Raw genomic sequence first — 22,878 nt, forward strand, 5'->3', positions numbered from 1 at the left:
CTGCTGCTGCCGACGCGTCGCCCCGGAATCCCTGCCGGCTCACTGCCGCCGTGGCTGGCCGGAGCGTTGCTGGTCGCGACCCTGTCCACCTCCTCTATCGCCCTGGCGGAAGATCGGGACGAGCGTCTTCGCCTGGTGGTCCCGCCCTGGCCTGGGGTCACCGTCAAGAGCGAGATCCTGGCCCAGCTTGCCGAACCCCTCGGCTACCAGGTCGAGCGCCTGGAGGTCAGTTCCACGGTGGGCTACAAGACCCTGATCAGCGGTGACAGTGATGCCTTTCTGGCAGGCTGGCTGCCGGCCCAGCAGGAAAGCTATGACGCTGCCATGCAAGCGGGCGCCATCATCGACCTCGGCAACAATGTCACCGGTGCTCGCATGGGCTTTGCCGTGCCTGGTTACGTGGCGGACGCCGGCATCACCGACGCCGCTCAGCTCGGGGACGCCGCCAACGCCGAGCGCTTTGAGCGCACCTTCTATTCCATCGAAAGCGGCTCTACCGTCACCGATTTCATCGACGCCGCCGTTAAAGCCAATACCCATGGTCTTGGCGACTGGGAGGTCATGTCTTCCTCCACGCCGGGCATGCTGAGTGAGGTCAAGGCGGCGGTGGACGAGGGACGCTGGATCGCCTTCTACGGTTGGACCCCGCACTGGATGATTCCCGAATACGATGTGCGCATCCTGGACGACAGTGAAAACGTGTTTGGGCCCGACAACGGCAGCAGTGATGTCAAGACCGTCGTCGCCAAGGAGTTCGCCGAGGCTAACCCCAACCTCACGCGACTGCTCGATCAGGTGGTGTTCAGCGCCCAGGAGCAAAGCGACTTCATCAAGGCGTATAGCCTGGAGCAGCAAGACCTTGAGCAGGTCGCCAGCGAATGGCTCACCTCGCACCCGGAAAAGGTGTCCGCCTTTCTTGACGGCGTCACCAGCCGCGACGGCGACGAGGCCCTGGCAAGCTTCAAGGACACGCGCTGATGGACCATCGACAGCAACAGCTGCGCCAGGATCTGGCGGCCGCCTATCGACTGATGGCGCTGGATGGCATGGACGACGGTATCTCCACCCATATCTCGGTACGGGTTGACGCCAACAGGTTTCTGCTCAACCCGTTCGGCCTGCGTTTCGAAGAAGTCACCGCCGACAGCCTGATCAGCGTGGACGAGCAAGGCAATGTGCTGGATGACCCCACCGGGCTTGGCATCAACCCCGCGGGCTTCACGATACACAGCGCCATCCATGGAGCCCGCAGCGACGCATTGTGCGTACTGCATGCTCATACCGTCGCAGGCGTGGCCGTCTCCTGCCTCGAAGAGGGTCTGCTGCCGCTTAACCAATGGGCCATGCAGTTCTATCAGCGCATCGGCTACCACGATTACGAGGGTATCGCGCTGGATCTGGACGAGCGCCAGCGCCTGGTGGACGACCTCGGCCCACATATGAGCATGATCCTGCGCCAGCACGGTGTGCTGGTGGTTGGCACCAGCGTCGGCGATGCCTTCCTGCGTATGCGCGACCTGGAACGATCCTGCCAGGCACAGCTGGCCGCTCAGTCCACCGGGCGGCCCCTGGTCAGCGCCTCGCATGCCCTGTGCGACAAGGTCGCCCGACAGTACGACGCCTGGGCCGCCAGCCCACAAGGCACCGATCTCGCCTGGCGCGCCGAGCTGCGTCGCCTGGGCCTACATGCTCCCGCGCTCGAGGACAGCCCATGACTCGCGTCTCCCGTCTCACCCAGCGAATCGCCGGCGAAGGCGCCGCCGCCTGGGATATCCACAGTCGAGCCTTGGCGCGCCAGGCCAATGGCGAGGACATCACGGTACTGTCGGTGGGCGACCCCGACTTCACCACGCCGCGCAGTATCGTCGAGGCCGCCAAGCACAGCCTGGACCAGGGCGCCACCCACTACGCCGACGTACAGGGCAAGCTGGCGCTGCGTGAAGCCATCGTCTCCCACTACCGTCGCAGCCAGCGTCTTGGCCACGTCGAGTTGACGCCGGATCGCCTGATCGTGATGGCAGGGGCCCAATGCGGCCTGTATGCAGCGGCCCAATGCCTCCTCGATCCTGGTGATGAGGTCATCGTGCCCGAACCCAGCTACGTCACCTACGAAGCGGTGATCCAGGCCACCGGCGCCACACTCTCCCGTGTGCCACTGCAGGCGGACCAGGGCTTTCGGCTGAATGTGGATGATGTGGCGGCGGCCATCACCCACCGCACCAAGGCGATCCTGATCAATAGTCCCCACAATCCCACGGGACAGTCGCTGACCCGCGAACAATGGGAGCAGGTGGCGGCACTCTGTCAGCAGCACGATCTGTGGTTGATCTCCGACGAGGTCTACGCGGAGCTGATGTTCGATGGCACCCATACCTGCCCGCTGTCGCTGCCGGAGATGGCCGAGCGCAGCGTGGTGATCTCGAGTCTGTCCAAGTCACATGCCATGACCGGATGGCGACTCGGCTGGGTGATCGCCCCGCCGATGCTGATCGAGCACCTCAGCCATCTGGCCCTGTGCATGTTGTACGGCTGCCCGGATTTCGTTCAGGACGCCGCCATCACCGCTCTCGCGGACGAGCAGGGTCAGCTTGGCGACGATCTGGCGACCATGCACGCCGCCTACCAAGCTCGGCGCGACAGCGTGTGTGCCGCTCTGGCGGGCAGTCAGGCCGCCAAAGCCGTATGCCCCGACGCCGGGATGTTCGTGATGGTCGACATTCGCGCCACCGGCCTGTCATCGGCACAGTTTGCTGATCGCCTGCTGGATCAATGCGGCATCTCGGTGCTGTCTGGCGAGGCCTTCGGCCCCTCGGCCGCTGGCTTCATTCGGCTGGGTCTCACCCACCAGGCCGACACCCTGGCCGATGCCGCGAAACGGCTTCGTGAGTTCGCCGACGCCTGTCTTGCCACCCACCCATGAGCCGCCTATGACGCCATCTTCCTCAGACTGTAACGATACCCCACCATCTTCCGCCGTGGTCGAGGCCCGGCACCTGGTCAAGCGCTATGGCGACGTTGACGTGCTGCGCGACGTGTCCCTATCCGTCGCCGAAGGCACTGTGACCACCATCATCGGCGCCAGCGGCTCCGGCAAGAGCACCCTGCTCAGGTGCATGAACCTGCTGGAACGCCCGCAGCAGGGCCAGTTGACCATCGCCGACGAGCACATGCGCTTCACCGCACAGGGCCCACGCAGCGGCCACACCGACATGCCCCTCAGCCGCCACCAGCTGCAGCGCCTGCGCGCCAAGGTGGCGATGGTCTTTCAGCAGTTCAACCTGTGGCCTCACATGACCGTGCTGGGCAACGTCAGCGAGCCGCCCGTGCGGGTCAAGGGGGTCAGTCGACGCAAGGCCAACGCCCTGGCCATGCACTATCTCGAGCGTGTCGGCATGGCCGAACGTGCGGACGCCTATCCCGCCTTTCTGTCCGGCGGACAGCAGCAGCGTGTGGCGATTGCCCGCGCACTGGCCATGGAGCCACAGATCCTGCTGTTCGATGAACCCACCTCGGCGCTCGACCCAGAGCGGGTCAATGAAGTGCTCGGCGTCATCCGCGGGCTGGCCGATGAAGGGCGCACCATGCTGATGGTCACCCATGAAATGGCATTCGCCCGCGACGTGTCCGACCAGATCGTGTTTCTCGACCGCGGAGTGGTCGGCGCTGCCGGCTCTCCCGAGCGCATCTTCGAACAAAGCGACAACGAACGCTGCCGGCGCTTCATCGCCCCTGCCGCCTGACTGCCCGTCCCACAACAACCAGGAGTTTCCATGACCGTCTTCCCTTCCCTGCGCCCGTCAGTCGATCTCGCTCGCCGCCTTGGCCTGGGCGTCGCGCTGGCCACGACCCTCGGTGCCGCAGCCATCGGCAGCGCCCATGCGACCGACCAGGCGGACACCGCCTCCGCGGGCGAGCCCCTCAAGATCGGCATCTCGGCAGAACCTTACCCGCCTTTTACCTACACCTCCTCAGACGGTGACTGGACCGGTTTCGAGATAGAGCTGGCCGCAGCGATCTGCGAACAGATGGCTCGGGAATGCGAGATCACCCCGACAGGCTGGAGCGGCATCATTCCCTCGCTCAAGTCAGGCCGTATCGACATGATCATGAACTCCATGTCGATCACCGAAAAACGTCTTCAGGTCATCGACTTCAGCGACCCGTACTACTACACCCCTGGCGCCTATGTCGCCGCCCGCTCGCTGGAGCTGGATCCCCCGGAGGGCCTCGATGGTCTGGTCCTGGGCGTACAGAGCGCCACCACCAACGCCACCTATGCCCGTCGGGCGCTAAGGGACACCGGCGTCGACATCCGCCTGTACGACCAGGCGGAACAGGTGAACCGGGATCTGCTGTCAGGTCGCCTGGACGTCATTCTGGCCGACGAGATCGCCATGGTGGAACTGACCGAGCGTAATGAAGCTGGCGACTTCGAGATCAAGGCAACGGCGCCTCACCATGCGGCCTACGGCGAAGGCGTCGGCATCGGGCTGCGCCAACAGGACGATGCCCTTACCGAGGCCGTCAACGCCGCCATTGAGCAGGTCAATCAGGACGGTACCTGCACCGAGCTGTCCGAGAAGTACTTCGGCACTGACGTCTGCGTCAGCTGACGTCAATGGCCCTGGCGGTCCCTGCTGCGACGCAGGGACCGCCGCAAGGCTGTAAAACTGGCCACGCCAAGGAGTCTTTTCATGTCTATCGCCTCCCAGGAGGGCCTCGTCGATTGGGCGGGTCCGATCCTTGAAGGAGCCCTCACCACCCTGGAGATTGCGCTGTTGGCCTATGCCATAGGCGTCCTGCTCGGCCTTGTCGGCGCCGCCTGCCGGCTCTCCCGGCAAGCCTGGCTGCGCGGCATCGGCGCAGGCTATTCCACCGGCGTCAGAGCAGTGCCGGAGCTGTTGCTGATCATTCTGCTGTACTACGCCGGCTCCCAGGCATTGACCGCCGCGGCTCATGCGCTGGGACTCTCCGGCCAGGTCGCCATCAACGGCTTCGTGACCGCCGTGGGCGTGCTGGCCTTCGTTCAAGGCGCTTACATGACCGAGGTCTTTCGCGGAGCCATCAGCGCCATACCCCGCGGTCAGCTTGAGGCCGCCGATGCCTTTGGCTTCTCCCCCTGGGCACGCTTTCGCCGAGTCACCCTGCCGGCCATGCTGCCTAATGCCCTGCCCGGCATGTCCAACCTGTGGCTGATTCTGATCAAGGACACCGCGCTAATCAGCGTGATCGGCTATAGCGAGCTGTTCTTCACCATTCAACAGGCAGCTGCCAGCACCCGGGCTCACTTCCTGTTCTATGCCGCGGCAGGGGCGCTTTACCTGGCCATGACACTGACGTCCAACTGGCTTTTCGCCGCCGTTGAGCGACGCGCACGGCGCGGCCTCCCCCAGCTTCAGGAGCATTGACATGGATTTCAGCTGGCTGAGCGATCCCTTCTATCAGGAATATCTGGTGGAAGGGCTGATCAACACGCTATGGCTACTTCTGGTATCGGCTGTGGCAGGCCTGATCCTGGCGGTGGCGATGGCCATGGCGCGTATCAAGGGGCCGCGCCCCCTTGCCTGGCTGGCCACCGGCGTCACTGCGGTGATTCGCGGCACGCCGCTGCTGGTGCAACTGTTCTTCTTCTATTACGGCGTGGGTCGCCTGCTGGAAGGCATCCCCGGCATCCAGGACAGCATCTTCTGGGGCCTGTTACGCGATCCCTTCTTCTACGCCACCTTGACCTTTACCCTGTCGGTGGGTGCCTACAGCGGCGAAATCCTGCGTGGCGCGCTGCTCAACGTACCGCCGGGAGAGCGGGAGGCGGGACGCGCCTATGGTTTCCATCCATGGCAGGTATTCGTCCACCTATGGCTACCCAGAGCCGTGCAGCTGTGCCTACCCACCCTGACCAGCGAGATGATTCTTCTGCTGAAATCGATACCGCTGGTCTCGACCATCGCCATGATGGACCTGCTGCAGGCTGCCAATATCATCCGTGACGAAACGTTCTTGACCTACGAGCCCCTACTGCTCATCGCTGCCATCTACCTGCTGCTGACCATCATTCTGACCCTGGTACTGCAGCAGCTGGAACGTCATTTCCCCGGCGTGCAGCCACAGCGTCGACGCTTTCGCTGGTGGGCACAGGCAAGACACGGGTAAGACTCAAGCGGGGCTCAGACAGCGGCTCGGACAATGGCTCAGACAATGGCTAAGGGCAGCCTGAGCACGACAACTGGGCCCCTGCATGTTCACCACGGAAGACAGCGCTCCGGCAACGTTGCCCATATGCCATATCACCGGGCCCGCTTCCGCCGGCGCTTCTACTAACAGTCACCCCAGATCACTCACCCCGCCATGGGGGTGAAATAAAGCGTGGTAGCCAGCGTGACATCAAACGCAAAAATACGGCTGCCGCTGGCGGCTGCATCATAAACGGTAGGCTGGGCGTACACCGGTTTGACGGATTTATCCAGCGCGTCAATTTTATTGTGCAAAATTCATACTGTTTTTAGACTCAGCACGGGCGACTCTTCTTTGCGGTTGGCTCCCTCTGCTGCACATTTATTTACTCTGTTCTCTTACGACTCACATCTCTGACAAGGTGCTGTGCCCGAGCCGCTGTACTTTCGAACTATCCTGAGCCCCTTCACGATAGGCTCAGCCCTCTCAAAGTATGCCGGAGTCGGCGCTGCAACCTACCAACTGCTCGACGCAGCCTATCCCTCATTTGCGCTACATGGCAGACACAGCAACGGCACTACTATAGCGCTCATTCACCCGATAACTTTCGCGGCATATGCATGTTGTGGCAAAGGACTATCGAATCACGCTATGTTTACTGCCAAATGCGGCATAATAAATCCGCACTGCACCATAATGGTCATCTTTAGTGTGCAAGATGACCAGCCAAGACGGCAGGAGACCGTATGAAGGGATCTCGTACACGACGTATCGCGCTGGAGCCACGCCTGCTGTTCGACGGCGCCATGGCCGCCAGCGCCGATCACGCTGACAGCGACCAGCAGCAGGACACTGGCGACAAGGACAAGGTCGCCGTCACTCCTGCGAGTCAAAGCGATGGCGAGGGGGCACGCAGCACGAATGCGCGACATCTGGTGGTATTAGATGCCCGTCTTAGCGATCAGCAGCGCCAGGCGATTCGCAACGGCCTTGCCGATGACGCCGAATGGATCGTGGTAGATAGCGATGAGAACGGCGTGGCCGCCATCACCTCCGCCCTGGCCGGTATGGATCAGGTGCAGAGCATCGAGATCTTCAGTCACGGTAGCGATGGCCAGTTCCAGCTTGGCAATACCCTGATCAGCAGCCAGACCCTGTCGGACTTCAACCAACAGCTTGGCCAGTGGCGCGATGCCCTCAGCGCCGACGCTGACCTGCTGCTGTACGGCTGCCGGGTCGCGGCCAGCGACCATGGCGTAGCCTTTCTCGAGAATCTGTCCGAGGCCACCGGCATGGACGTCGGCGCCTCCAGCGACAATACCGGCAGTGCGCTGGAGGGAGGCGACTGGGTCCTCGAGCGTCAGCTGGGCGAACTAGACGACGACCGTGGGGTGGCGGTCGCGGCCCTCGCAAGCCTCGATGGCCTGCTGGCGGATGCGCAGCCGGTGGCCGACCTACCGGCCTCCAGCGCTCAGGTGCCCCTCGGCGAAACCTTCGAGTTCAGCGTCAACGTATCCAACGCCTCCAGTGCCCAGGAAGGCTATGCGCCCTTCGTTCAGCTGGTGGTGCCAGCCACCGGCAAGGACGGCGCTGGCGCCGCGGTGGATGACGGGATCACCATCACCTCAGCGAGTTACCTGGGAGGCCAGCTGGATCTGTTGAGCGTCACCTTCGACGCCAACGGCCAGGCAGAGCATCCTCTGGCCCGCGGCAGTGACGGCCAGCCGCTGGTCATCAATGCGGCAGACTTCGGTGCTCGCGCCGGCGATACCCTTATCGTCGTCGCCCTTCCCTTTGCCAGTCTGACCGCCGAGCAGCCCGATATCGAGGTGACCTTTACCGGCCGCTTGAGCGCCCTGGCCGACACCGCCCAGACCAATGGCAGTCCGGATCTGGTGATCCAGGCCCTGGCTGGCTTCGAGCTTGGCAATGATGCCCAGTCGAACCCCGAGCAGGATCCCACCCTGCTTGGCAGCGCGGTCGCCTTTACCATCACCCCCACGGTGATCGCGGTGGAGCAGACCCTCAACATGAGCGAGGGCGATACCACCACCGGTGAAAACTATCCTCACAGCCTGGTCACCACGGTGCGGCCGGCCGGCGCCGGTATTACCGCTCAGACCCTGACCGACGTGGTCATCACCCAGCCGATCCCGACCAATGTGCAAGTCACCGCCATCGACCCCGGCGCTGGCACCCTGACCTCGATCACCCTGGCGAGTGGACTGACGCTGGTGCGTCCTGACCTGATCCAGCGGGCCATCGATGGCGATGCCTTTATCACCTCCTACACCGTGACCTACGACAGTCTCACCGAGGCCCAATCCAGTCGGGTGGACTTCTTCGTGCCGGAGTACGATGCCGACGGTAACGCTATCCTGGATCCGGCCAACGGCAATGAAGAGACCATCACCTTCGGCGCCCCCAGCGGCGCCGGTGTCTGGCTTCCCCTGGATAGCCGAGACAGGGACCCCAACGATCCTGACGGCAAGGTCAGCTTTGCGGGTACCGGCGATGAGATCAGCTTTGTCGCCAAGTCGCTGACCGTAGAGAAGAGTGCGTCAGTGGTGGTGGATACCGGGTCCAGCGGTCTGACCCCTGGCGATACCCTGGAATACCAGCTGGAGGTGGCGCTGTCAGACTACTTCGCCTTCGGCAAGGACACCCAGCTGGAAGGTCAGTTTATCGTGACCGACTCACTCGGTGACGGACAGACGCTGACCGGTGCTCCGACCCTGACGCTATATAGCGGCACCAATGCCACCACCATCGAGCTGGACGTCACCTCCACCACCAACACCGACGGCACCACCACCCTGGTCTTCGATATCGCCGAGTCGATCCGGAAGGCCCTTGGCGACCAGGCCTGGCTGGCGGGCGACGCGGCCTTCGACAATGTGATCGATGCCGGTGCGACCCGGGCCGTCATCGGCTATCGGGCGGTGGTGGATCAGGCCTACGTCGGCGTGACCGATCATCCAGATATTAACGAAGGGGACAGCATCGGCAATTCGGCGCAGGTAAATGCCACCCTGCTCTACGATGCCAATAACCTGACGGGCTTCAGTGAAGCCGATAATTCCAGCACCAACCTGACCGTTCCGGTCAGCGACGTGGACATTGCCATTGAAGGAGGCGTGACCGAGCTGGCCCCCGGCGATGAGGTCACCTTCACCCTTAGCTATGACCTGATCACCGGCGACCACGAGGGATTCCAGCTTATCGCCTACCTGCCGCTGCCGCTGCTGGACACCGGCGTGGTCGGCACCGACTGGAACGGCCTCAACCCTCCGGGTTCCTGGTCTATGCACCCGGACAACACTTGGACGGGCAGTATCGCCAGTGTCGAAAGTGGCCCTGGCAACTCGATCATCTTTACCTTCGACGATCTCAGCGCCACCCAGGCCAGCACCATCGCCGTCAGCTTTACCATGACGGTAGGCAACCAGCCCTTCGCCGATGGCCGCTCGCTGGATGTGCTGGCCGAATCGCGCCAGACCACCACAATCGACAAGACCGAACTGATCTCCCAGGACGTGGTGAAGGTGCAGTCGGTGGCCGAGCCGGTCGTCTCCATCACCCACGGAGTGGTGTCCTCGACCAACGGCAGCGTCAGCGGCACCAGCGGCAGCTGGAATGCCCCGGGCACCTCGGGGGCGCCGTTCACCGGCAGCATCACTGATCCCGCGGCGGTGGACGGCGACGTCACCGACATCGACGCCGGTGACACCCTGCGCCTGGCCACCCTGCTGGAAAACACCGGCGGCGGCGGCGCCTTCGATGTGGCGACCTCGATCGAGCTCCCCGCCGACCTGGCATTCGTGGGCGGCAGCCTGGCCTCCGCCAATCTGATCCTGACCCTGGGCGATGGCACGGTGCTTACCGAAGGCACGGACTACAGCGTCAGTGGCACTACCATTACCTTGCTGGACGCCGGAGGTCAGGCAACGCTCCAGGCGGGGCGCGATGGTAGCGCCAGCGACGCCGCCGGCCGTAACATCATCGTCATCACCTACGATGTGATCGTGGCCTCGGCGGTGGCCGCCAGCCGTACCCTCGGCACCACCGCCACCCTGAACTACTACGCCAGCACCAACGGCGGTCCCGACTTCACCGCCACCGATCTGAGTGACGACGCTACCCAGCAGGTGGCGGCACCGACCATCACTACCACCTTTGCCGACGGCGGCAGCGCCACCGCCGACGATTCCAGCGAGTCCCACACCGGCGGCGCCAACCTGGTGGTTGGCGAGTCCATGCTCTATGACATCGTCGTCACCTTGCCGGAGGGCGGCACCCAGAACCTGCGCATCTCCGACCTGATCCCGCCGGGCATGGCGCTGGACACCACCTTCAATGGCGATGCCGGCTATCTGCTGATCACCGACGCCGCCGGCAGCGGCAATCTCAGCGCCGACTTTGCCGGCAGCCTGACCATCAGCGGGTTCACCGGTGATGGCGGAACCCTGGGCGGCGAAGGTATCGATGGTCTGTTTACCTTCACCGCCGCCAGTGCCAGCGCCGATAACGATGCCGGCAACAATACCTTTGTGCTGCGCGTGCGGCTGATTGCCACCAACACCCTTAACAACCAGGACAACAGCGAGAATAGCAACCCCAACTTTACCCACGAGCACAAGGCCAGCTTGAGCTATCAGGACGCCGACGGCGACGAGGTCAACGGCAGCACCGCCGTGGAGCGCAACGTCAGCCAGTCTGGTGAAGGTCCCACCACCACCCTGGTGGAGCCCGCCGTCACCGTCGAGCAGACGCTGACGATACCGGCCGACCCAGGCCTCGGTATCGATGCCGGCGACGCCATCGAGTACACCGTGGTGCTGACCAACGTTTCCATTTTCGGCGCCTTCGACCTCGACCTGTCGGTCGCCCTGCCGACGGAGCTGGACAGCCCGAGCCTGGCCTCGGTCAGCTTCAGCGACGCTACGGGCCCAAGTCTCGCCGACTTCGAGATCATCGGCACCAGCCTGCGCCTAAAGGCCGGCAGTGACGTCGACCTGCGCTCGTCACAGACCATCACCCTGGTCATTCAGGGCACCGCCAGCGCTACCGCCGTCAACCTGGCCAACCTGACCTCGGTAGCGCGGGTCGACTGGACCAGCCTGAATGACGAGACCACCACCAGCGCCGGGGAAGAGCGCGACGGCAGTGACGGCGCCATCTTCACCGGTGTGATCAACGATTACCGTAACGTCGATACCCTGGAAATTCCCATTGCCCAGACGCTGCTGGTGTCGAGAGTTGGCGGCATGCAGGGCACAGATGCCGCGGATCCCACCAACGCCGAGTTCGAAGATGTCGCAGTAGGTGAGATCATCCGCTATCGGGTCGTGGCGCTGCTGCCGGAAGGTTCCATCACCAACTATCAGCTCGTTATTGAGGTCGATGAGGGACTGACCATTCTTCCCGAAACCGCCAACAACATCCTGATGGCGGTCCTCTCCAACAATGGCAGCATTACCAGTACCGATCCCACCACCGGCGACCCCATCGACCTGAGTCCTTATGCGATCAGCGGCAACGGACAATCTCCCGAGGCTGGACTGATCAATCCGGACCTCTCCAATGGACTGAACACTGAGCTAGCCAGCGGCCTCTATGCCATCACCAATGGTGGACGCACCCTGACGATCAGCCTAGGGAACCTGCTCATCAATGATGGCAACGATAGCGACCGGGAGGGCATCTCGCTGGAGTTTAATGTCCGCGTCGACAACGCCAGTGCCAACCAGACAGGCACGGAACTCGGTCTGACCGTCACCGAGAACCGCGACGACGCAGCCTTCGGCTCCCAGACCTTGACCCAGGTGATCGCCGAGCCTTCCTTTACCGACATGACCAAGACCGTGGAGGCGTTCAATCCCAGCATTGGCGGCGGTGATGGCTCGGCGACCGTCCAGGTCAGCTTCGAGCAGGACGGCGGCATGCCGGCCTACGACGTGGTGCTGACCGACGCCTTTCCATGGGGCAGCAACTACGTCATCGACCGCATCGTCATCGACGGCCAGACCTATTCCCTGTCCGACTTGCCGGATGGCGTCACCGCCACCGCCTCGGGGTCAGGCATCAGTGTGACCTTTGCCCAGCTCGATCCGGGCACCGAGGTCAGCATCGTCTATCGTGTCGAGGTACCCAATAACACGCAGGTCGTCGATGCCCAGGCACAGCTGATCTGGTCGAGCCTACCCGACGCCGCCGAGGCGGACGGCGGCGCCTTTACCGACTTCGGCGGCAGCAGCGTGGGTACCGACAGCGAGGCAGATGGCGAGCGCACCGGCGATGACGGCAGCGGTGGACTCAATGACTATGTGCTGACGGCCAGCGCCAGCCTAGGCGTGATCAGCGGCACCCTGTGGGATGACACCCTCAGTGCCGACACCAGCACCACACCCGACGGTACCGGCCTGGCTGGCGTCACCGTCACCCTTACCTGGGATGGCAACAACGACGGCGACTTCGACGACGTCGATGACCTCACCTTTACCACCCTGACAGATGCAAACGGCAACTACTCCTTCGGGGTGCTGCCCTCGGGCAACTATCGCATCTCGGCCAGCGAGCGCTTGACCGACGATGACCTGGGCGAACTACGGGCGCGCATCGACTCCGACGACGGCAGCTTCGGCGACGGCACTCTGTCCCGGGTCGACGTCAGCATCAGCGCCGGTGGCAGCAACAATCGCGCTGCGGACATCGGCTACGTCAGCCTTAACGACGGTCCTGTGCACACCTTGCCGGCCTCGCCGGTCAGTGGCAATGAAGACACCGAGTTCGCGATCCCCGGCATCAGCGTCAGCGACCCGGACGCCCTCGCCGCCAGCGTACTGACCACGACCCTGAGCGTACCCGCTGGCACTCTGACCCTGAATCAGGGCGGCGGGAACGCCACTATCAGCACCAATATCAGCGGCAGTGGCAGCACCACGATCACCATCGAGGGGACCCTGGCTGATATCAACGCGGCCCTTGCCACCTTGAGCTATCAGGGCGCCACCGACGCCAACGGCGACGTGACGCTGACCATCACCACAGACGACAACGCCAACACCGGAGACAGCCCTGACAGTCCCAACGGCACCCCGGGCGAGGACCCCGAGGACGCCCTCACTACCACCGACCGCCTGACCCTGAGGGTGCTGGCGGTCAATGACGACCCAACCGCCAAAGATGATGCCGCCATCGCCATCGAGGCCGGGGGGCGCTTCAATACCAATGGGGTAAATCCCAACGGCTTTGTGGTCGCCAACGATACCGACGTGGACCTGAACGATGCCGACCCCGACGTGCTGACGGTGGTTCAGGCAGGCGTCAGTGGCGGTGCCCTGCAAGCGGTCAGCGACGACCCGACCCAGCCCACCCGCATTCAGGGGCGCTACGGCACCCTGGTGATCGGGGCCGATGGATCAGCAGAGTACCTGCTGGACAACGACAACCCCACCGTCGAGGCACTGAGGCAGAGCGGTGATCCGCTGCCCGACCCCGAAATCTTCGTCTACAAAATCAGCGATCGCGCGGGGGTGTCGTCCCAGGCCACGATCACCATCACCATCGAAGGCGCCAATGACGCTCCCGTGGGTGTCGATGATAACGCCGTGGCCATCGAAAAAGGCGGCGTCGCCAATGCCACCGGCGGGCAGGATGGCAAAGGCAATGTGCTCGACAACGATACCGACGTGGACGCCTTCGGTGAGACGAAAGTCGTCACCGGTATCCGTAACGGCGACACTATCCTGGGCTCCTTCGTGGACGTCGGCGGCGCGACCGACATCGAGGGTGAATACGGCATCCTGACCATCAACCCCGACGGCAGCTACACCTACGTCATCGATGATACTGTCCCGGCTGTCGAGGCGCTGGCAAGCGGCGACACCCTGTCGGAGACCTTCACCTACCGGGTCACCGATGCCCTGGGCCTGGATGGCGCCGCGGTGCTGACCATCACCATTCGCGGCGCTCAGGACGCCCCCATCGCCACCGACAACAGCACCAGCGCTCAGGCGCCATCCACCGACGGGTCGACCGCGGCGGTGGATGGCCGCGGCAACCTGATCACTGACAACGACGGCGACGAAGTCGACAGTGACGTGGACACGGTCGACCAGGGCGCCCTGCGCGTGGCCGGGATTCGCGCGGGCAGCGAGAGCGCTGGCGGCAGCCTCAGCGTCGTCGGCAGCGCCGGTGCCAGCGTGAACGGCATGTACGGTCGCTTGATCGTTACCGCTGATGGCGGCTATCGCTACGTGGTCGATGGCGCCAACACCGCTGTCCAGGCTCTGGCCGTGGGCGACACCCTGAATGAGACCTTCACCTATCAGGTTCGTGACAGTGCGGGCAATACCGACCTGGCAGAGCTGGTGGTCACCGTGGTGGGTGCCAACGACCCGCCCACCCTGGTCGCCGACAAGGCCGTTGCGGTAGAAGCCGGCGGCACCGCCAATGGCACCCTGGGCACCGACCCCAGCGGCAACGTGCTAACCAACGACAGTGATGTCGACGGCCAGGCCATCACGGTCGATCAGGTGCGCTTCGCTACCACAACGGTGTCTGCCGGGCAGGCGCTGGCGGGTCGCTTCGGTACGCTGACGCTCAATAGCGACGGCAGTTACAGCTACGTCGTCGACAACAGCAACCCGCAGGTGGAGGCCCTCAGGACCGCCAACGACACCCTCACCGACGTGTTCATCTACCGTGCGGTCGATCCGCTCGGCGCGACCACCTCGGCCCGCTTGACCATCACCATCGAGGGCCGCGACGACGCCCCGGTGGCGTCGAATAACATCGCCCTGGCGGTGGCCCGCAACGAAGACGGCAGCGCGCGCAACCCCAGCGGCAATGTGCTGACCAATGACAGCGATATCGATGCCGGCGACCGGCTGGCGGTCAGCGGCGGCCGCCCTGGTAGCGAGGCCTCCGGCGGCAGCCTGGCGGCCTTGAGCGGGGGCAGCGTGGTGCTGGTGGGCCAGTACGGCACCCTGACCCTGAACCGGGATGGCAGCTATCTGTACGAGGTGGACCAGAACAACGCCGAGATCCTCGGTCTCGGCCCGCTGGAGTTCCGTCGCGATATCTTCACCTATCAGGCCCGCGACCTGGCTGGCCTGACCGACCTGGCAGAGCTGACCGTCTTCGTGCGCGGCCAGAATCAGGCACCGGACCCGGTCAACGACAGCGGCCTGGCGGTGGAAGCCGGCGGTCGCGACAACGCCACGACCGGTCAGGATGCGGTGGGCAACGTGCTGACCAACGATATCGACGTGGACGGTGATATCAATCTGGGCATCGACCTGCTGGGCCCCAACCTTAGCGTCACCGGTGTGGCGACGGGCGACGGCACCGAGGGCAGCCTGGGTAACGCCCTCAAGGGACGTTACGGCAGTCTGATCATGAATGCCGACGGCAGCTATCGCTATGCGGTCGACGACGATGATCCACGGGTCCAGGCCCTGCGTGTCAGCGGCCAGAGCTTGAGTGAAAGCTTCACCTACGCCCTGACGGATCGCTGGGGAGGCGCCAGCAGTGCCACCTTGACCATCACAATCGACGGTCGCAATGACGACCCCACCGCCCGCGATGACGCCGGTCAGGCCATCGATACGGGAGGTGGGGCTGGCCGACCTGATGCCGTCGGCAATGTGCTGCCCAACGACAGCGACCCTGACGCCACGGCGAACGGCGAGACCCAGCGTGTCGCCTCGGTCTCCCAGCAAGGCGTATCGGCCCAGGCCGGCGAGCCGCTGCAGGGTCGCTACGGCACCCTGATCATCGAGGCCGATGGCAGCTATCGCTACTTCATTGATCGCACCAACCCCGATGTACTGCGGGCCAGCGGCCTTGGCCCGGTGCTTGAAGAGGCGTTTGTCTACACCCTGGTGGACCGCGCCGGAGCCACCGACACCGCGACCCTGACGCTAACCCTGGACATTGCGGCCCCCTACATCCCGATCAAGAGCGGCGATATCGGGCCCCATTTTCAGCATCGCGAAGGCCTCACCCCTAGCACCCAGGGGCTCGGTGACCTGGATCCGGTGGTCTTTGTCACCCCAGAGGTCGAGCGTAACAATCGCCAGGTCACCGACTACCTGCGGCTGTCCCATGGTGGCCAGCCGCTGCTGGTGCGCCCCTTCGAGACGCGTATTGCATCCTTGGCAGAAGGCCTGGGCCAGGTTCAAGGCCAGTACGTGTCCTATGGCGTGGCGCTCAGTCGGGCCTTCGCCGAGCTCGACCAGATCAAGCTGTTGGGCCGACACGGCCGTACCGACCTCACCGCCGATGGACTGCTGGCCGATCCCTCGCTGTATGCCCCCACGCGAGAGCAGCTACTGGGCAATGCCGACGCTTCCTCTGCCACGGCCGCACCCTCTACCACGGCCACTGCCTCTGCCACCGGGGAAGCACAGCAAGCGCCCACGCAAGCCACCGAACAACAGCGCTTCGACGGTCGCCCGCCGTTGCCCGAGGGAGCACAATGGCTGGCCGACACTCCTCTGGCTAGCGACCCCATCGACGCCACCGACAAGCGGCAGGAGGCCGCACCGGCGACCGCCAGTGGCTTCCGCCAGCAGCTGCTGGCCATGGCGGACACCACTGCGCCACTGCGCGGAGACCCGTAACAATGACAGTGTCACGACAAGGAAACGGCATGTACCGACTCACCCTCCCGGCGCTGGCGGTCACCGCCGGCCTGGGTCTCAGCGCCTGTGCAAACCTTGAGCCACAGCCCTACGACGCCGATCAGATCCGCCAGCGGGCGATCAGCGATCAGGCTCAGATGTATCGCTTGCAGGAGCCGCTGAACCAGCCGGTCACCTTCTATGAAGCCGCCGCCCGCGCGCTGAAGTACAACCTGGACTATCGCCTCAAGCTGATGGAGAGTGCGCTGGCGTCGAACCTGCGGGACGTATCGCGTCACGAGCTGCTGCCGCAGATCGTTGCCGAAGCCGGGTACAGCGACCGCAGCAACGATTCAGGGGGCACCTCCATCGGTATCGAGGATGGCGAAGAAAGCTTGCGCCCCTCGACCTCCGAGGAGCGCTACCGCTCTACCGCGGGTCTCGGCTTGTCCTGGAGCCTGTTGGATTTCGGCCTGGCCTATTACGAGAACCAGCAGAAGGCCGATCAGATGCTGATGGCCGAGGAGCGTCGCCGCAAGGTCGCCCAGAATGTGCTGCGCGACGTGCGCAACGCCTACTGGCGAGCGCTGGCCGCCCAGCGCCTGATTCCCCAGTTGAACGTCCTGCTGGCGCGCACCGAGGTGGCCCTGGACGCCGCCCGCGAAGCCCAGCGGCAGGGGCTGCTGCCCCGCCAGGAGGTGCTGGCCTACCAGCGAGCGCTGCTCGATTCCACCACCCTGCTGACCGCACGCCGCCAGGACCTGGAGCTGGCCAAGACCGAGCTGGCGGCGCTGATGTCGCTGCCTCCTGGCACTCGCCTGATCCTGGCCGACGAGCCAGAGATGCCGCTGCCTCCCGAGGTCACCGACATCGAGCGTCTCGAACAACTGGCGCTGCAGCACCGTCCTGAGATCATGGAAGAGTGGTATCGCAAGCGGGTCAACCAGAACGATCTGGAGGCGGCCAAGCTGCGCCTGTGGCCCAATGTCACCGTCAGTGCTGGGGTGCAGTACGATTCCAACGACTACCTGTACAACAACGACTGGACCGAGACCGGCGTCAACGTCTCGCTGAATCTGTTGAAGCTGCTGTCCTACCCGGATCTGGACAATGCCCAGCAAACCCAGGGCGGTGTCGATGATCTCAGGCGTACCGCGCTGTCCATGGCCGTGCTGACCCAGGTTCGCGTTGGCGCCCTGCGCTACCACCTGGCCCGCGAAGAACTCCAGTACAGCGATGAAAGCCTGGACGTAGACGAGGATCTGCTGGCCTACGCCAAGGCAGCCGCCAGTTCATCCATCGGCTCCGAATTGGAGGTTATCCGCGCCGAGAGCCGCTACCTGCTGTCCCAGTATCAGCGTGAAGCCGCCTATTCCCGTGCCCAGGCGGCCTGGGGTCGGCTGTTCAATTCGGTAGGACTGGACGTGATGCCCGAGACCATCGCCCAGCATGACATTCAGACCCTGGCGCGAGAGATCGAGAACACCATGACCACCCATGAGCGCCAGGGCATCATTGCGCCCCATCCAGGACAACCCGCGGCGACCACCCCGGGGCCGACCCTCGAGCCGCGTCCGGCACCCGCTGTCGACGGCCAGGGAGGTGCCACCGATGCGGTATAGACGACATCCCTCGCGGCTGTCAGCGCTCATCACCACGGCCCTGTTGGCGGGTACCACCGTCAGCGGCGCCTGGGCCCAGCCCAGTGACAACCAGGGCGCCATGCGCGCCCTGCTCGCGCCCCACACCGATGCCACCCTGTCCAGCCAGATGGAAGGTACCCTGTCAGAGCTGCCGGTCAGCCTGGGCGTCCAGGTCGCGAAGGGCGATACCCTGGCCCGCTTTGACTGTCGGATTGAGCAAGCCAGAGTCAACGTGGCCAATACCGAGCTGGGCGTGGCCCGCCTCAACAGCCAGGCCAAGGACCGCCTGCGGCGACTGGACGCGGTGGGTGATCTGGAGGTGGCCCTGGCCCGCGCCGAGGTGGAGAAGGCCCAGAGCACCCTCAACCTGGCCGCTGCACAGCGCGATCGCTGCACCTTGACCGCGCCGTTCAGCGGTCGCATCGCGGCGGTGCATGTGAAGCCGTTTCAGACCATGTCGGCAGGCACACCGATTCTGGACCTGGTAGCCGACGGGCCGCTCAAGGTACGCCTTAACGCTCCGTCCTCGAGTTTGGCCTCGCTCAGCGTCGGCCAGCCGTTGACCCTCAACATCAGCGAGACCGGCAAGCACTACGCCGCCACTCTCAGCGCCATCAATGCCCGGATCGATGCTGTCGCCCAGACCGTCGAGCTGGAAGCCGAGCTTGACCAGGCCCACCCGGAACTGGTGGCGGGCATGACCGGGCGAGCCCTGCTGGACGCCCCCGACGCGAACATTCCTGACCAGAGCACCCTCGACCAGAGCACTCTAGACCAGAGCCCCCTCGATCAAAGCACCCAGGAAAGCACCACTCCCGAGCCACAGGACAACCCATGAGTGCCAGCGAGACGCCTCGACCTGCGTCGCTTCCGGCATTGGTCCTGGCTCTGCGCGACCGCGCCATGACCGCCGCGACGCGCACGGAGTTAGCCTTTTCCATCGCCAACGACAGCTACCCCCTGCTGCGCTTTCGCCAGGCCCTGGTGGTGGAGCGGCGCAGCGCCAGCAAGGTACAAGTCCATTGCGTATCGGGGCTGGCCACACCCAAGGAGCGCACGCCTTTTCTCAACTGGGTCGAGCCACTGGGCGTGTGGGTCGACCAGCATTATTCGCCCAGTGAGGCCAGGCTGCTGCTGCGCGAGCAGCTGGACCTTCCTCCATCGCTGGCAGAGGGCTGGGCCCAGTGGTGGCCTGAGGTGCTGTGGCTGGTGCCATTGAGCCCCGCCGACCCTGCCACCTCGCGAGGACCTGCAGGTCGCGCCTGGGCACTGTTTCTGCTCGAGCAGGCCCCGCCTGAACCGCTGCGGCCGCAGCTGGCCGGGCTCGCCCACAGCTGGCGCTACTGCTGGCAAGCATTGGCACCGCGCCGACGGGCGCTGCGCCTGCCAAGACGACGTCTGTGGTGGCTGGTGCTGATGGCGGTGGTGGCCATCCTGCTGCTGCCAGTACGCCTGTCCGCGCTGGCACCGGCCGAGATCATCTCCCTCGACAGTACCGCCATTACCAGCCCGCTGGATGGGGTGGTCGCTGACATGCTGGTGGAGCCCAACCAGGCCGTCGACGCCGGCACGCCACTGCTGCGCCTGGACCGCAGCGAGCTGGAGAGTCGCGCAGAAGTGCTCAGACGCCAGCTTGACGTCGCCAGGGCCGAGCTCGATGCCGCCGGCAACCTGGCCTTCGATGATCGGAGCCGACTGGCTGACATGACCCGTTTACGCGGGCAACAGGCTCAGCGCCAGGCCGAGCTGACAGCCATCGAGGCCCGCCTCGAACGCACCCTTGTCGTTGCCCCCGCAGCGGGGGTCGCCGTCTACTCTGACCGCGACGATTGGGAGGGACGCCCGGTCACCACCGGCGAGCGCATCTTGCGTCTGGCAGACCCCGCTCAGCCGGCGGTAGAGATTCAGCTGGCGGCGGCCGATGCCATCGCGCTGGCGCCGGGTGCCGAAGTCACCGTATTCCTGAGTGCCCAGCCGCTGACACCGCTCAAGGCGACGCTGACACGCACCAGCTACGCCACCCAGCCGGACGCCGACGGCATCGATGCCTACCGACTGCTGGCGCGTCTCGACGACGCCGACGCCACACCGGCGCGCCTGGGCTTGCACGGCACGGCCAAGGTCTATGGTGAACGCGTCAGCCTGGGTTACTACCTGCTGAGGCGGCCGCTGGCCACCCTGCGGGCCTGGACCGGGTGGTAGTCATGCACCCATCGCCGCCCTTCAGCGGAGCCGCCCCAGCCGGAACGCCTTCGGCCGCTGCGGTGACGCTCAGCACCACCGCGCCGGGCCTGTCGGCTGCAGATCCTCGCGAGCACCAGCCGGTGCCACCCCTGCGCGACGATCTGCAGCTGCACGACGCTGGTCGAGACGCCCAGGGCGAGCCACAGTGGTCGATCCAGGACCCCGTCACCAATCGCTTCTATCGCATCGGTTGGCTGGAGTTCGAATGCCTGACTCGCTGGGGCCACAGCCCTCGTCGTCTCTGCGATGAGATCGACGCCGCCACGGCGCTCTCGCCCGAGGTAGGCGATGTCCTGGCGCTGGTCGATTTCCTGGATCACCATCGTTTACTGCGGGCGACGGCGGAGGTCAGCCAACGCCTCGCCCAGCAGGCGCAACGCGGCGCCGCCTGGCAAAGCCTGTCCTGGTGGTTGCATCATTACCTGTTCTTTCGCCTGCCGCTGGTGCGCCCACAGCATTTCCTGGAGGCCATGGTAAGACGGCTGCCGTGGCTGTTCACCCGAGCCATGGTCGGCGCCGTGCTTATCCTGAGCCTGATCGGGCTGATCCTGGTGATCAAGCGCTGGGACCTGTTCACCCATGCGGTGATGGACGCCTTTTCCTTCTCCGGTATCGTCAGCTTCGCCCTGGCCCTGGTGGTGGCCAAGGCCTGTCACGAGCTCGGCCACGCCCTGGTCGCGACCCGCTTGGGGGTCAGGGTGGCGCATATGGGGGTCGCCTTCATTGTGCTTTGGCCGATGCTCTATACCGATACCGGCGAGAGCTGGAAGCTCAGGCGCAGTCGCTCGCGTCTGGCGATCTCATCGGCGGGCATGCTGGTGGAACTGGGCCTGGCCGGTGTTGCCACCCTCGGCTGGGTGCTGACCGAGCCCGGCCCACTCAACAGCGCGCTACTGTATCTGGCGACCACCAGCTGGGTGCTGTCACTGGCGATCAATGCCAGCCCGTTCATGCGCTTCGACGGATATTTCGTACTGTCCGACCTGCTCGACTTTCCCAACTTGCACGAGCGCGCCGGAGGCCAGGCCAGGACCTGGCTACGACGCCGGCTGCTGGGTCTGTCCGAAGACTGGCCTGAGCCGTTCATGCCCCACCAGCGCCGCGCCCTGATCCTGTTCGCCTTCGCCACCTGGATCTATCGTCTGCTGCTGTTCCTGGGGATTGCGCTGGCGGTCTATCATCTGTTCTTCAAGGCTCTGGGCATTGCCCTTTTCGCCGTGGAAATTGCCTGGTTTATCCTGATGCCCGTGTCTCGCGAACTCTCTCACTGGTGGGCGTCTCGCCGCGCCGTCCCTCGCCGCCATCGCCTCGGCTGGCTGTTGGCGCTGGCGCTGGCCGTCGTGCTGGTTTGCCTGCCCTGGCAGACTCGCGTCAGCGGTCCCGGACTGCTTCACGCCGAGCACGAACTGACCGTGTATTCCCCCTTTCCCGCTCGCCTGGAGCGCCTTATGACGGAAGGTGCTGTCAGCCAGGGCACCGCGCTGGCCAGCCTGGTGGAGCCGGATATCCAGCACCAGCTACGCTCCAGTGAACAGGCCATGGCCTGGCTGGATGCCGAACTGGCCGGCCTGCTCGCCGCCGACGACGGGCTCGACCGCGACGCCGCAACCCTGGCCCAGCACCGCGTCAACGAGAGTCATCAGGCAGCCGCCAGCCAAGAGCTGTCTCGCCTCACCCTGCGGGCACCGTTCAGCGGCGTGTGGCAACGCCACGACCTCGAACAGGCGCCGGGACAGTGGGTCGCCCCCCAGCAGCCGCTGGGCCTGCTGCTGGATCCTTCCCGCTGGCTCGTCGATGCCTACCTGCCCCAGGATGACGCCCACCGGCTGACCCCTGGCGCCAAGGTGCGGATCTTTGCCGAAGGACAGCTCACACCACTCGAGGGAGAGCTGGTGAGTGTCGGGGCAACCCGCGCCACGGAACTCGCCCATCCGTCCCTGGCGGCCCGCCATGGGGGACCGCTGAGCACTCAACCCGCCACTGACCAGACCCAGGACACCCTGCGCCTGGCCGATGGTCGGGTGGCGGTAAAGGTGCGCCTGCTTTCTCCCTGGCCCGAGGCCAGGCGCAGCCGGGCTCAGGTCCACGTCGACGCCGAACGAGAGAGCCTGGCCGGCCAGTTCTTCACCTGGCTTGCGGCGGTGGCGATTCGCGAGAGCGGATTCTAGGCACGGAGAAGCCCCTCCGCCCTT

The 22,878-nt window shown here is 64.8% G+C and carries 12 protein-coding genes; all 12 read left to right on the forward strand.

Annotated features, from left to right (window positions below; all coding sequences use genetic code 11):
• Window positions 1-54: 54 nt before the first annotated feature.
• The 12 genes from KUV86_RS01350 to KUV86_RS01405 all read left to right on the forward strand — a co-directional run bounded on the left by KUV86_RS01350 (window position 55) and on the right by KUV86_RS01405 (window position 22,854).
• A complete protein-coding gene (locus KUV86_RS01350; RefSeq protein WP_409996336.1) occupies window positions 55-978 on the forward strand; it encodes an ABC transporter substrate-binding protein in 924 nt (307 codons plus the stop codon).
• Entirely contained in the window at window positions 978-1,715 is a 738-nt protein-coding gene (locus tag KUV86_RS01355; RefSeq protein WP_206939423.1) for a class II aldolase/adducin family protein, read from the forward strand. Before KUV86_RS01350 ends, KUV86_RS01355 begins: the two co-directional genes overlap by 1 nt.
• Window positions 1,712-2,920, forward strand: a complete 1,209-nt coding sequence (locus KUV86_RS01360) for a pyridoxal phosphate-dependent aminotransferase (RefSeq protein WP_222483338.1) — start codon at window positions 1,712-1,714, stop codon at window positions 2,918-2,920. Before KUV86_RS01355 ends, KUV86_RS01360 begins: the two co-directional genes overlap by 4 nt.
• Window positions 2,921-2,927: 7 nt before the next feature.
• Window positions 2,928-3,740: an amino acid ABC transporter ATP-binding protein gene (locus tag KUV86_RS01365; protein WP_222483339.1), complete on the forward strand. Its 813-nt coding sequence runs from the start codon at window positions 2,928-2,930 to the stop codon at window positions 3,738-3,740.
• Window positions 3,741-3,770: 30 nt separating this feature from the next.
• Complete coding sequence (locus tag KUV86_RS01370; protein ID WP_222483340.1) at window positions 3,771-4,613, forward strand: transporter substrate-binding domain-containing protein; 843 nt, start codon at window positions 3,771-3,773, stop codon at window positions 4,611-4,613.
• An 81-nt stretch (window positions 4,614-4,694) separates the two neighbouring features.
• On the forward strand, window positions 4,695-5,408 hold the full coding sequence (locus tag KUV86_RS01375) for an ABC transporter permease (protein ID WP_222483341.1): 714 nt from the start codon (window positions 4,695-4,697) through the stop codon (window positions 5,406-5,408).
• A gap of 1 nt (window position 5,409) precedes the next feature.
• On the forward strand, window positions 5,410-6,150 hold the full coding sequence (locus KUV86_RS01380; RefSeq protein ID WP_222483342.1) for an ABC transporter permease: 741 nt from the start codon (window positions 5,410-5,412) through the stop codon (window positions 6,148-6,150).
• Window positions 6,151-6,917: 767 nt separating this feature from the next.
• Window positions 6,918-16,799: a VCBS domain-containing protein gene (locus KUV86_RS01385; RefSeq protein ID WP_222483343.1), complete on the forward strand. Its 9,882-nt coding sequence runs from the start codon at window positions 6,918-6,920 to the stop codon at window positions 16,797-16,799.
• A gap of 29 nt (window positions 16,800-16,828) precedes the next feature.
• Window positions 16,829-18,421, forward strand: coding sequence for a TolC family protein (locus KUV86_RS01390; protein ID WP_222483344.1), 1,593 nt, complete (start codon window positions 16,829-16,831; stop codon window positions 18,419-18,421).
• On the forward strand, window positions 18,411-19,280 hold the full coding sequence (locus KUV86_RS01395) for an efflux RND transporter periplasmic adaptor subunit (protein ID WP_222483345.1): 870 nt from the start codon (window positions 18,411-18,413) through the stop codon (window positions 19,278-19,280). The genes KUV86_RS01390 and KUV86_RS01395 overlap by 11 nt, the downstream gene beginning before the upstream one ends.
• Window positions 19,277-20,644, forward strand: a complete 1,368-nt coding sequence (locus KUV86_RS01400) for an HlyD family efflux transporter periplasmic adaptor subunit (protein ID WP_222483346.1) — start codon at window positions 19,277-19,279, stop codon at window positions 20,642-20,644. Before KUV86_RS01395 ends, KUV86_RS01400 begins: the two co-directional genes overlap by 4 nt.
• A 2-nt stretch (window positions 20,645-20,646) precedes the next feature.
• Window positions 20,647-22,854, forward strand: a complete 2,208-nt coding sequence (locus tag KUV86_RS01405) for an HlyD family efflux transporter periplasmic adaptor subunit (RefSeq protein WP_222483347.1) — start codon at window positions 20,647-20,649, stop codon at window positions 22,852-22,854.
• Window positions 22,855-22,878: the final 24 nt, after the last annotated feature.

The sequence above is a fragment of the Halomonas sp. DP8Y7-3 genome (assembly GCF_019801675.1).
GTDB classification, from domain to species: domain Bacteria; phylum Pseudomonadota; class Gammaproteobacteria; order Pseudomonadales; family Halomonadaceae; genus Halomonas; species Halomonas litopenaei_A.

Coding starts and splice junctions, on each gene's coding strand:
- KUV86_RS01390 (WP_222483344.1), top strand. CDS start 16,829: ATGTACCGACTCACCCTCCCGGCGCTGGCGGTCACCGCCGGCCTGGGT.
- KUV86_RS01355 (WP_206939423.1), top strand. CDS start 978: ATGGACCATCGACAGCAACAGCTGCGCCAGGATCTGGCGGCCGCCTAT.
- KUV86_RS01380 (WP_222483342.1), top strand. CDS start 5,410: ATGGATTTCAGCTGGCTGAGCGATCCCTTCTATCAGGAATATCTGGTG.
- KUV86_RS01365 (WP_222483339.1), top strand. CDS start 2,928: ATGACGCCATCTTCCTCAGACTGTAACGATACCCCACCATCTTCCGCC.
- KUV86_RS01400 (WP_222483346.1), top strand. CDS start 19,277: ATGAGTGCCAGCGAGACGCCTCGACCTGCGTCGCTTCCGGCATTGGTC.
- KUV86_RS01375 (WP_222483341.1), top strand. CDS start 4,695: ATGTCTATCGCCTCCCAGGAGGGCCTCGTCGATTGGGCGGGTCCGATC.
- KUV86_RS01405 (WP_222483347.1), top strand. CDS start 20,647: ATGCACCCATCGCCGCCCTTCAGCGGAGCCGCCCCAGCCGGAACGCCT.
- KUV86_RS01370 (WP_222483340.1), top strand. CDS start 3,771: ATGACCGTCTTCCCTTCCCTGCGCCCGTCAGTCGATCTCGCTCGCCGC.
- KUV86_RS01385 (WP_222483343.1), top strand. CDS start 6,918: ATGAAGGGATCTCGTACACGACGTATCGCGCTGGAGCCACGCCTGCTG.
- KUV86_RS01395 (WP_222483345.1), top strand. CDS start 18,411: ATGCGGTATAGACGACATCCCTCGCGGCTGTCAGCGCTCATCACCACG.
- KUV86_RS01360 (WP_222483338.1), top strand. CDS start 1,712: ATGACTCGCGTCTCCCGTCTCACCCAGCGAATCGCCGGCGAAGGCGCC.